At 60.0% G+C, this 11386-nt stretch carries 11 protein-coding genes; 7 read left to right on the top strand and 4 right to left on the bottom strand.

The genetic code is table 11. The features are described 5' to 3' along the window. Nucleotides 1–36 precede the first annotated feature (36 nt). On the bottom strand, nt 37–1992 hold the full coding sequence (gene acs / locus AC07RO_RS10180) for an acetate--CoA ligase (RefSeq protein WP_122624629.1): 1956 nt from the start codon (nt 1990–1992) through the stop codon (nt 37–39). Between the two features lie 450 nt (nt 1993–2442). Here acs and AC07RO_RS10175 point away from each other — a divergent pair, with 450 nt between their 5' ends. Further along, a complete protein-coding gene (locus AC07RO_RS10175; protein WP_133773333.1) occupies nt 2443–2709 on the top strand; it encodes a DUF2790 domain-containing protein in 267 nt (88 codons plus the stop codon). Between the two features lie 143 nt (nt 2710–2852). Here the strand turns inward: AC07RO_RS10175 and AC07RO_RS10170 are convergent, their stop codons facing one another. After that, a complete protein-coding gene (locus tag AC07RO_RS10170; RefSeq protein ID WP_346631111.1) occupies nt 2853–4406 on the bottom strand; it encodes a sigma-54-dependent transcriptional regulator in 1554 nt (517 codons plus the stop codon). Nucleotides 4407–4677: 271 nt separating this feature from the next. Between AC07RO_RS10170 and phhA the strand changes: the two genes are divergently transcribed. The 5 genes from phhA to AC07RO_RS10145 all read left to right on the top strand — a co-directional run bounded on the left by phhA (nt 4678) and on the right by AC07RO_RS10145 (nt 8840). Then, nucleotides 4678–5466: a phenylalanine 4-monooxygenase gene (phhA, locus tag AC07RO_RS10165; protein ID WP_495085939.1), complete on the top strand. Its 789-nt coding sequence runs from the start codon at nt 4678–4680 to the stop codon at nt 5464–5466. Between the two features lie 52 nt (nt 5467–5518). Beyond that, nucleotides 5519–5875: a 4a-hydroxytetrahydrobiopterin dehydratase gene (locus AC07RO_RS10160; RefSeq protein WP_074890313.1), complete on the top strand. Its 357-nt coding sequence runs from the start codon at nt 5519–5521 to the stop codon at nt 5873–5875. Next, nucleotides 5876–7072 (top strand): amino acid aminotransferase, encoded by a 1197-nt coding sequence (locus AC07RO_RS10155; RefSeq protein WP_346625434.1) that lies wholly within the window; start codon nt 5876–5878, stop codon nt 7070–7072. Nucleotides 7073–7252: 180 nt separating this feature from the next. After that, on the top strand, nt 7253–7390 hold the full coding sequence (locus AC07RO_RS10150; protein WP_192170990.1) for a hypothetical protein: 138 nt from the start codon (nt 7253–7255) through the stop codon (nt 7388–7390). A 235-nt stretch (nt 7391–7625) separates the two neighbouring features. After that, nucleotides 7626–8840: an MFS transporter gene (locus tag AC07RO_RS10145; RefSeq protein ID WP_282371096.1), complete on the top strand. Its 1215-nt coding sequence runs from the start codon at nt 7626–7628 to the stop codon at nt 8838–8840. A 15-nt stretch (nt 8841–8855) separates the two neighbouring features. Here AC07RO_RS10145 and arfB read toward each other — a convergent pair whose 3' ends face one another. Both arfB and AC07RO_RS10135 read right to left on the bottom strand, forming a co-directional pair. Further along, nucleotides 8856–9269, bottom strand: a complete 414-nt coding sequence (arfB, locus tag AC07RO_RS10140; protein WP_065986956.1) for an alternative ribosome rescue aminoacyl-tRNA hydrolase ArfB — start codon at nt 9267–9269, stop codon at nt 8856–8858. Between the two features lie 53 nt (nt 9270–9322). Then, the gene (locus tag AC07RO_RS10135) at nt 9323–10747 is read right to left on the bottom strand and encodes an amino acid permease (protein ID WP_192170988.1); all 1425 of its coding nucleotides are present in this window, start codon (nt 10745–10747) and stop codon (nt 9323–9325) included. Nucleotides 10748–11231: 484 nt separating this feature from the next. On the opposite strand from AC07RO_RS10135, the gene AC07RO_RS10130 reads away from it, so the two are divergent. Continuing rightward, entirely contained in the window at nt 11232–11369 is a 138-nt protein-coding gene (locus AC07RO_RS10130; RefSeq protein WP_163022139.1) for a hypothetical protein, read from the top strand. Nucleotides 11370–11386 lie beyond the last annotated feature (17 nt).

Raw genomic sequence — 11386 nt, 5'->3', positions numbered from 1 at the left:
CTGCCCCCAGGCAGACGCTCTTGACGTTAAAGGCTTTCAGGCCGCAGTCATGGTCTTGTGGGTCTCCACCAGATGCGCAACCACACTCGGATCGGCCAGCGTCGAGATATCGCCCAGCGCGTCGTACTCCCCGGTGGCGATCTTGCGCAGGATGCGTCGCATGATCTTGCCGGAACGGGTCTTCGGCAGACCCGGCGCCCACTGAATCACATCCGGCGAAGCAATAGGACCGATCTCCTTGCGCACCCAGTTGCGCAATTCGATACGCAACGCTTCGTCCGGAACCTCACCGCCATTAAGGGTGACGTAGACGTAGATGCCCTGCCCCTTCAAATCGTGAGGCACACCCACGACGGCCGCCTCGGCGACTTTCGGGTGAGCCACCATCGCGCTCTCGATCTCGGCGGTGCCCATGCGGTGGCCGGACACGTTGAGCACGTCGTCGACGCGGCCGGTGATCCAGTAGTAACCATCTTCGTCACGACGGGCACCGTCACCGGTGAAGTACATGCCGCGGAAGGTCTTGAAGTAAGTGTCGACGAAACGGTCATGATCGCCATACAGGCTGCGCGACTGACCCGGCCACGAGTCGAGAATCACCAGATTGCCCTCCGCTGCGCCTTCGATGAGGTTGCCCAGGTTATCCACAAGGGCCGGAATCACGCCGAAGAACGGACGCGTCGCCGAACCCGGCTTCAAGGCAATGGCGCCAGGCAGCGGGCTGATCAGAATGCCGCCGGTTTCGGTCTGCCACCAGGTGTCGACAATCGGGCAATTCTTCTTGCCGACCGTGTTGTAGTACCAGTTCCAGGCTTCCGGATTGATCGGCTCGCCCACCGAACCCAACAAACGCAGGCTCGAACCGTCCGCGCCCTCTACGGCCTTGGTGCCCTCGGCCATCATGGCGCGGATGGCGGTCGGTGCGGTGTAAAGGATGTTGACCTTGTGCTTGTCGACGATTTTCGACACGCGGGTGATGTCCGGGTAATTCGGCACCCCTTCGAACAACAGCGTGGTCGCGCCATTGGCCAGCGGGCCGTAGACGATGTAGCTGTGGCCGGTGACCCAGCCGACGTCCGCGGTGCACCAGTACACTTCGCCCGGACGGTAATCGAATACGCGTTCGTGGGTCAGCGCGGCGTACAGCAGATAACCTGCGGTGGTGTGCAACACGCCCTTTGGTTTGCCAGTGGAGCCCGAGGTGTAAAGGATGAACAGCGATTCTTCGGCGCCCATTTCTTTCGGTGCGCAGGTGCTCGATGCCACGTCCAGCAGCGAGTGGTACCAGATGTCGCGATGACGGTTCCACTCGATGTCGCCACCGGTGCGTTTGCACACGATGACCTTCTGCACACTCGCCGTTTCCGGGTTGGTCAGCGCACGGTCGACGTTGGCTTTCATCGCGGTCTTCTTGCCGCCACGCAGCCCTTCGTCAGCGGTGATCACCACTTTCGATTTGCAGTCGATGATGCGACCGGCCAGTGCTTCCGGCGAGAAACCACCGAACACCACGGAATGAATCGCACCGATGCGCGCGCAGGCCAGCATGGCAACCACGGCTTCCGGGATCATCGGCATATAGATGGTGACGACGTCGCCGCGATGGACATCCTGCCCGCGCAGCGCGTTGGCGAACTTGCAGACTTCTTCGTGCAGTTCGCGATAGGTAATGTTGCGGCTCTCGGAAGGATCGTCGCCTTCCCAGATGATCGCGATCGAATCGCCGCGCTCGGCCAGATGGCGGTCGAGGCAGTTGTAGGAAACGTTCAGGGTGCCGTCGGCGAACCACTTGATGTCGACGCGGTGGTCGTCGAAGGAGGTCTGTTTGACGGTGGTGAATGGCTTGATCCAGTCAAGGCGCTGGGCTTGTTCGCGCCAGAAGCCATCGGGATTGACCACCGACTGCTGGTACATCGCCTTGTAGGTCGCCTCGTCAGTCAGCGTGTTGGCTGCCACTTCAGGGCGGACGGGGTACAGGGAAGCCGCACTCATCTTTCTTACCTCGGTGGAAATGTTGTTGTTTTATGACCCTGTTGTATCCGCCGATGGCTGTAAAGGCCATTCGACGATGGTCTTACCGACTCCGAGCATAGCGCCGAAAGCAGGTCCAGTGCCCGATTCCAGGCAAATCTTCATGTCCCGGCTACGACTGAAGAACCCATCGAACGCCTGGCCGCAACCCGACAACGGCGATTGTTGCCGTTTCGCTCAATAGACTTTATCAAAATGGTTTCTATATGAATTCAGAACAGGGGCATAGAATCCGTTCCGCCAACACGGCAAATGATTGATAAACAACAGCCCCCCACACTGGACTGTCAATCAACTAAACCTACCCGGTCATGATTCGCTTCACGCAGAGCCCCAAAAAGGTTTTGTGCACCCTGTCGACCGCAGTTCTTGCGACGCAGTGTGAATGAAGCAACTTAGAGGAAATGAGTAATGAAAGCTGCACTGGTTGTAATGGCTCTTTGTGGTTTCAGCGCCATGGCAATGGCAGAAGAATCCGGCGCAAAAGTGGCCGCTCAGCAACAGCGTGTCGAGGAGTACACCTATTCCACTAAACTGGATATCGCGAAAGTCATTTCGGTGGACGAAGTGCCTAACGTCTGCCAGGTCGTCCCGCAGCACATGACTTACGAAGACTCGCAGGGCAAACGCCACGTGCTTGAGTATCAGGTCATGGGTAACGGGTGCAGCAACGGTTGATCAGCACGCTCTGTTGATCAGTTGAGCGCGCCGCTTACTTGCAGGAGCGTGCTTGCCCGTGTATTGCGGTGCATGAGTTTATATATCCGCCAGCAGTATTACCGATTCGCGGGCAAGCGCACTTCTGCAGTCATCACCCACTATCAACTCTGGCCTATTCCATAGTGCTTCAACTTGTTGGCGACAGTTGTATGGGAAACACCCAATCGCTTGCCTAATAAGCGGCTGCTCGGGTGTGCCGCATAGAGTTGCTCAAGTACTGCCTTCTCGAATCGCCCGACAATATCTTCCAGCCCGCCTTCCAGAGAGAAGTCGCCCAAGGGTGGGCGCACGCCGTAATCCGGCAGGCGAATATGTTCGGCTTTCACCCATTTGCCGTCGCACAGCGAAACAGCCTGGAACAATACATTTTCCAGTTGCCTTACATTGCCGGGCCAATCGTATTGGCTGAGGCGCTCCATTGCCGCTGGCGCCAGCCGGGGCAAAGTGCAGCCGATCTGTCGGCTGGCCTGATCGAGAAAGTGCTCAACCAGCGGAGCGAGCCCATCCAGGCAGTCGCGCAGGGGCGGAATGTGCAGCGATAGCACGTTGAGCCGGTGGTAGAGGTCCTGGCGGAATTCACCCCGGGCGCAAAGTTCGGAAAGATCCACCTGCGTCGCGCAGATGATGCGCACGTCCAGGTAAACCTCTTCGTCGCTGCCTACCCGTCGAAAGCAGCCTTCCTGCAAATAACGCAGCAGTTTCGCCTGCAACCGCGCACTCATTTCCGCAACGCCGTCGAGAAACAACGTGCCGCCCGAGGTCAGCTCCAGCAGCCCCAACTTGCCTTCGGCGCGGGCACCTTCGAACGCGCCGGGGCCGTAGCCGAACAGCTCGGTCTCGGCCATGGATTCGGAGAACCCCGCGCAGTTGAGCGCCATCATCGGGGACTGGCCGCGAGGGCTGGCCAGATGACAGGCCCGCGCCAGCAGCTCTTTACCCGTTCCGGTTTCGCCTTCGATCAGCAACGGCGCATCCAGCGGCGCCATGCGCCGGGCCTCCCGGACCACAGCCGCCATCACTTTCGAGCTTTGGAAGATGCTGTCGAACCCCCGCAACTCCTGCTTGCGCACGTTATAGATGTGCTCGCCGACCCGGTCGGCGCGGTGCAGCGTCAGCACCGCGCCGGCCATGGCTTCGCTGTCTTCGTGCTCGGATTGCAGGGGCGCGATGTCAGCCAGGAAGATGTCGCCTTTGACCTTCACGCGCAGACCGTTGATGCGTGAGCGGTTAGCGCGCACCAGTTGCGGCAGGTCGAAATCCTCAGCGTAACGGGACAGCGGAATGCCCGGCACTTCATCGACCCGCACGCCCAGCAACTGCGCGGCGGCGCGGTTGGCCGCGACGATGGAGCCGCCCATGTCGATGGAGAGCACGGGGAATTCAAGTGCGCCGAGCAATGCATTGAGCTCCATGTGCCGACGCTCGCTGGGCATTAATCCCACACGCTTGACGCCAAATACCCCGGCGACGGTCTCGAATTTCGGCACCAGCGCCTGGAACTGCAGATTGATCAGGTTTGGGCAGCGCAGATAGATGGCGTCGCCATGCTCACCGCCGACTTCTCCGCCGGAGACGTTGACGCCGTAGGCCACCAGTAGCTCGAGGATGTCGCGCAGGATACCGACGCGGTTCTGGCAATGGACTTTGATACGCATGGAGGGCTCGCGGGGTGGCATCGATTTCGGGTTGGCCCGAGTTTATCGTCAAGAATACGTTACAGCGCAATGGCCAGACGAGACGGTAGGGTGAATGTATTCAGGCGAACCCGATCAACCGTCACGATTTCTTTACGAATTATCGGACAGGACTCAGCAACTCGGGCTGGAGCCTTGCAGTTGAGAGTCGCCAAATCAGCTATCAATAGCCCCATCAGTTTTACCCCCAATCGCATTGCTCCATATAAGAACAAACCATCAGGAGAGCCCCATGAGTACGCAGTACGTCGCCCGCGAGCCGGACGCCACCGGATTCATTGATTACTCGGAAGCCGAGCACAGAATCTGGAACACCCTCATCACCCGCCAGCTCAAGGTGATCGAAGGTCGTGCGTGTCAGGAGTATCTGGATGGCATCGAGCAGCTCGCCCTGCCCCAGGACCGTATTCCGCAGCTTGGCGAAATCAACCGCGTGCTGGGCGCGACCACGGGGTGGCAAGTCGAGCGCGTGCCGGCGCTGATCCCCTTTCAAACCTTCTTCGAGTTGCTGGCGAGCAAGCGATTTCCGGTCGCCACATTCATTCGCAGCGAAGAAGAGCTCGACTACCTGCAAGAGCCCGACATCTTTCACGAGGTTTTCGGACACTGCCCCTTACTGACCAACCCCTGGTTTGCAGAATTTACCCACACCTACGGCAAGCTCGGTCTGGCAGCCAGCAAAGAGCAGCGCGTGTATCTTGCCCGCCTCTACTGGATGACCATCGAGTTCGGCCTGGTCGACACGCCCCAGGGGCGCAAGATCTACGGCGGCGGCATCCTCTCCTCGCCCAAGGAAACCGTTTACAGCGTGTCAACAACCCCTGAACATCAGCCCTTCGACCCGATTGAGGCCATGCGCACACCCTACCGCATCGACATTCTGCAGCCGGTGTATTTTGTGCTGCCGGACCTCAAGCGCCTGTTCGACCTAGCCCATGAAGACATCATGGGCATGGCCCGCACGGCGGCTGAACTGGGGCTGCACGCGCCGAAATTTCCACCGAAAAATAAAGCCGCTTAAAACAAAAGCCGCCCCAAAAAAAGCAGCCCGAACCCGATCAAGGAATCTTTCAATGACCGCTCTCAACCAATCCCAATGCGAAGCCTGCCGCGCCGACGCCCCACAAGTCAGCGACGCCGAGCTGCCGGATTTGCTCAAGCAGATCCCGGACTGGAACATCGAAGTGCGTGACGGCGTCATGCAGCTGGAAAAAGTCTTTCTGTTCAAGAATTTCAAATTTGCGCTGGCGTTTACCAACGCGGTCGGCGAAATTGCCGAGGCCGAAGGTCACCACCCGGGTCTGCTGACCGAATGGGGGAAAGTGACCGTGACCTGGTGGAGCCATTCCATCAAGGGGCTGCACCGCAACGATTTCATCATGGCCTCCCGCACAGACGAGGTGGCCAAAAGCGCCGAGGGCCGTAAGTAAATGCATTTTTCACAGATCCAGCGCGTACCGGACGATCCCATCCTGGGCCTGATTCAGGCCTACGCCAAAGACCCGAATCCGAACAAGTTCGACCTGGGCGTGGGCGTCTATAAAGATGCGCAGGGCCTGACCACCATTCCCCGCGCGGTGAAAATCGCCGAGCAACGGCTGGTCGATTCCCAGCCCACCAAGAGCTACATCGGTGGCCATGGCGAACCGCGTTTCGGCACGCTGATCTGTGAGCTGGTCATGGGCGCCGATTCACCGCTGATCGCCAGCAAACGCGTCGGCGCTACCCAGACCCCTGGCGGCACGGGCGCGCTGCGGTTGAGCGCCGACTTCATTGCCAACTGCCTGCCGGGCAAAGGCATCTGGCTGAGCGATCCGACCTGGCCGATTCACGAAACCATCTACGCCGCTGCAGGCCTGAAGGTCAGTCACTACCCCTACGTGGGCAGCGACAACACGCTCAACGTGCAGGCCATGCTGGCGACGTTGAAGACCATTCCGGAAGGCGACGTTGTCCTACTGCATGCGTGCTGTCACAACCCGACCGGGTTCGACCTGTCCCGTGATGACTGGTACGCGGTGCTGGAAATCGTCAAGCAACGCAATCTGCTGCCGCTGATCGACTTCGCGTATCAGGGTTTTGGCGACGGTCTTGAAGAAGACGCCTGGGCGGTTCGTCTGTTTGCCGGCGAACTGCCTGAGCTGCTGATCACCAGTTCGTGCTCGAAAAACTTCGGCCTGTACCGCGAGCGCACCGGCGCCTTGCTGGTCTGCGCTGACACCACCGAGAAGCTGATGGATGTGCGCAGTCAGCTGTCGGCGACCGCCCGCAATCTGTGGTCGAACCCGCCGGATCATGGTGCCGCCGTCGTGGCCGAGATCCTGGGCGATCCTGAATTGAAAGCCCTGTGGGCTGAAGAAGTGGAAGAGATGCGCAGCCGAATTGCGCAGTTACGCGTCGGGCTGGTGGAGGCGCTTACACCGCTGGGCCTGGGTGAGCGTTTCGCCCACATCGCCGTGCAGCGCGGCATGTTTTCCTACACCGGCATGAACGACGATCAGGTGGCGCGTCTGCGCAACGAGCACAGCGTGTACATGGTGGCGGCGGGCCGAGCCAACGTTGCGGGGATTGATGCCACGCGGCTGGATGAACTGGCAGCGGCGTTTGCGGCGGTCTGCAAAGACTGAGGCGATCACCGATTCAACGCTTTTAGCGGGCCGCGCGGATGTTGCAGGAACCCATCCTCACTACATGACCGGCGGCCCGCATTTAAAAGTCTGATTGTCATTTGTACTGCTGTATCCTCCCTGAGCGTTTTAGGACGCGCTGTTCAATTCAGCCGCAACACACTTGTGAGGAGCGACGATATGCATGAAATCCCGAACTTCCCCTTCCCAAGCCAAACCCAGCAAAGCGCAGCAGCCCGCCAGGAACTCGGTCAGCCGATCGAGATGAAAGCCAGCGGTAAACGCAACGAGAGCAGCAAAGCCCAAAGCCCGCGCTGAAGGCTAATTGTCCAGCCCCTATGGAAGAGCGTCTTCAAGGTGTATTTCCATAAGGGCTGAATCATTCGCGACAAGCTTCACCTCTGCTCCACTCCGACCCAGATCCACCCATCCGCCACTCCCATGAACCGCCGTGCCTCGTTATCATGTGCCCTCGCGCGGATTCAAGCGTCTACGCTTCAAACCGATTGCCCCCTCGCTATTCTTTTTCCGTCGTAACCGTGGATCTATGCCCATGCCAGACGCTTCGAGCGCTGCCCCTCAACGTCCTATGGCTGTCACGCTGCAGGTTGTTTCCATCGTGCTGTTCACCTTCATCGGCTACCTGAACATCGGTATCCCGCTGGCCGTATTGCCCGGTTATGTGCACACCGACCTTGGCTTCGGCGCGGTCGCCGCCGGGCTGGTGATCAGCGTGCAATACCTCGCAACCCTGCTCAGCCGCCCCTACGCCGGGCGCATCATCGACACCCGGGGCCCGAAGAAAGCGGTGATCATCGGCCTGTTCGGCTGCGGGTTGAGCGGCGTGTTCATGCTCCTCGCCGACTGGCTCGACGCCTGGCCGATGGTGAGCCTGATCAGCTTGTTCGTGGGCCGGTTGGTGCTCGGCAGCGCAGAGAGCCTGGTTGGCTCAGGCTCGATCGGCTGGGGCATCGGCCGCGTTGGCGCCGCCAATACGGCCAAAGTGATTTCATGGAACGGCATCGCCAGTTATGGCGCACTGGCCATCGGCGCGCCGGTGGGTGTGTTGCTGGTCAACGCGCTGGGGCTGTGGAGCATGGGCGTCAGCATCATGCTGCTGGCGGCGCTGGGTATTTCCCTGGCCTGGAAGAAAACCCCGGCGCCGCTGGTGCATGGGGAGCGCTTGCCCTTCCTTCACGTGCTCGGCCGCGTGCTGCCCCACGGCACCGGGCTGGCGCTGGGTTCGATCGGCTTCGGCACCATCGCGACCTTCATCACCCTGTATTACGCCAGCCACACCTGGCCGAATGCGGTGTTGTGCCTGAGCCTGTTCGGCGCCTGCTTCATCGGCGCACGCCTGCTGTTCGGCAACCTGATCAACCGCATCGGCGGCTTCCGCGTGGCGATTGCCTGCCTGTCAGTGGAGACGTTGGGGTTGCTGCTGCTGTGGCTGGCGCCCAACCCGAATCTGGCGCTGGCCGGTGCGGCGCTGACTGGCTTCGGCTTCTCGCTGGTGTTCCCGGCGCTCGGCGTCGAAGCAGTCAATCTGGTGCCGCCCGCCAGTCGCGGTGCGGCAGTCGGGGCTTATTCGCTGTTCATCGACCTGTCGCTGGGGATTACCGGGCCGGTGGCGGGCGCCGTGGCGGCAGGTTTCGGCTTTGCGTCGATCTTCCTGTTCGCCGCGCTGGCTTCGCTGAGCGGGCTGGGGCTGAGTGTGTATCTGTACAAACACGCGAACAAGACTCGGGAAAAGCCGGTCGCCAGCTGATCCCGTCAACGCTGTTTAAAAATCGACCTTGCCCCGCCCTGCCTTGATCGACCCGCGCTTGGTTTTCGACTCCAGCCGGCGGGTCTTCGAGCCCAGGGTCGGTTTGGTCGGCCGACGCTTCTTCTCGACCTTCCCCGCACTGATGATCAGCTCACTCAAACGCTCCAGCGCATCGGCCCGGTTCTGTTCCTGCGTCCGGTATTGCTGCGCCTTGATGACCAGCACGCCGTCGCTGGTGATGCGGCTGTCACGCAGCGCCAGCAGGCGTTCCTTGTAGAACGGCGGCAGCGACGAGGCGTTGATGTCGAAGCGCAGGTGCATGGCGCTGGACACCTTGTTGACGTTCTGACCACCCGCACCCTGGGCACGGATGGCGGTCAGCTCGACGTCGCTGTCCGGCAGATGGATGTTGTTGGAAATGATCAGCATGGCAATCTGTCTCCTGGTTCGAAGCCGCCGCGACGTCACCGGCAGCTCTCGCCTTATTTGATGATCGACGTCCGCTGGGCCATTGACTCGCTACTGGCCCGACGCTTGTTCTTGATCAGGTAGAACACCCACATCGCCGCCAGCCAGACCGGGATCGCGTAGACCGAAATCCGGATGCCGGGAATCATCAGCATGATCCCGAGAATCAGCACCACAAACGCCAGACAGACGTAGTTGCCGTACGGGTACCACAGCGCCTTGAATAGCGGCTGCTGGCCGACCCGGGTCAGGTGCTGGCGGAACTTGAGGTGGGAGTAGCTGATCATCGCCCAGTTGATCACCAGCGTGGCGACCACCAGCGACATCAGCAGCTCAAGGGCATTTTGCGGCATCAGGTAGTTGAGCAGCACGGCAATCAGCGTCACCGCCGCCGACACCAGAATCGCCCGCACCGGAACTCCCCGACCATCGACCCGCGCCAGTGACTGCGGCGCATCGCCCTGCTCGGCCATGCCGAACAGCATGCGCGCGTTGCAATAGGTGCCACTGTTGTAGACCGACAGCGCCGCCGTCAGCACGACGAAGTTGAGTATGTGCGCCGCCGTTGTGCTGCCCAGCATCGAGAACACATGCACGAACGGGCTGCCGCTGTAGGCATCGCCGGAGGCATTGAGGTCAATCAGCAAGGCGTCCCATGGCGTCAGCGACAGCAGCACCACCAGCGAGCCGATGTAGAAAATCAGAATCCGGTAAATGACCTGATTGATCGCCTTGGGAATGATGGTCCGCGGCTGGTCCGCTTCCGCAGCGGTGAAGCCGAGCATCTCAAGGCCACCGAACGAAAACATGATGAACGCCAGCGCCATGACCAGCCCGCTTACGCCATGGGGGAAGAAGCCGCCCCGATCCCACAGGTTGCTGACCGACGCTTGCGGGCCACCCTCGCCGCTCACCAGCAGATAACTGCCCAGGGCAATCATCCCCAGAATCGCCACGACCTTGATGATCGCGAACCAGAATTCAGCCTCGCCAAAGACTTTTACGTTGGCCAGGTTGATCACGTTGATCATCACGAAGAACACCGCGGCCGAGGCCCACGCCGGGACTTCCGGCCACCAGTACTGGATGTATTTGCCCACGGCGGTCAGCTCTGACATGCCCACCAGAATGTACAGGACCCAGCAGTTCCAGCCCGACAGGAAACCGGCAAAGCCGCCCCAGTATTTGTGGGCGAAATGGCTGAACGACCCGGCCACCGGCTCTTCGACGATCATTTCGCCGAGCTGGCGCATGATCATGAAGGCGATGAAGCCGCAGACGGCGTAGCCAAGAATCATCGACGGGCCAGCGGACTTCAGCACCCCTGCCGAGCCCAGAAACAGACCCGTGCCGATCGCGCCACCGAGGGCGATCAGCTGGATGTGACGGTTCTTCAGACCACGCTTCAAGTCACCCGAATGGGACATGTTTTCACTCATTGGCAAACCACCTTGGCGCGCTTGTCTGTGACGGAATCGAACCCGACGCGCTCATGACGCGGCGGAGGGAAACGGAGTGGGTAACCCCGAGGGATTGGCGTCCATACGCCGGTGGATCACAGAAAAAACGGGCGCGCATTGTACACCGCTCACACCGGATTGCGCGGAAGAGTAGGACCGGCTTTAGCCGGGAATCTGTTATTGACTGGGCTCTCAATCACTCTGCCGACACAATTCTGTCGCAAAAAAAATTCCCCGAAATCGAAAGCTCCCTAACGTTGTTTTCGCAGGAAGTTTCGATAATTCCGGCGAAATGCCAGCATTTATCTCCCATTTTTTATTTTGCAACACTCCGGTTATTGCACTAGTTTTTTCAGTGCTTGCTGGCCACGAAGGTCAGTGTGCTTCCATGACGAGGACCCGGGGCACAGCCCTCTCGTCCTCGCTGCATTCGGCAAGTACGTCATTCTCAGGAGATTCACCTATGCAAACAGTTGAACTGGCTCTGGAAGAAGAACTGCAATTGGACGATTGGTTTGAAGCACCGACTCATGATGCCGCTGTGGAAATGATGCAGGCTGACGCCGTCGTGCCTTTTGGCACCGCGATGTGGCCGTTCTAAAACAGCTGAAGGGCGAA

This window comes from Pseudomonas sp. GW821-FHT07F05 (assembly GCF_059418765.1).
The sequence above is the reverse complement of the archived record's forward strand: the minus strand, read 5'-3'. Positions and strand labels throughout refer to the sequence as shown.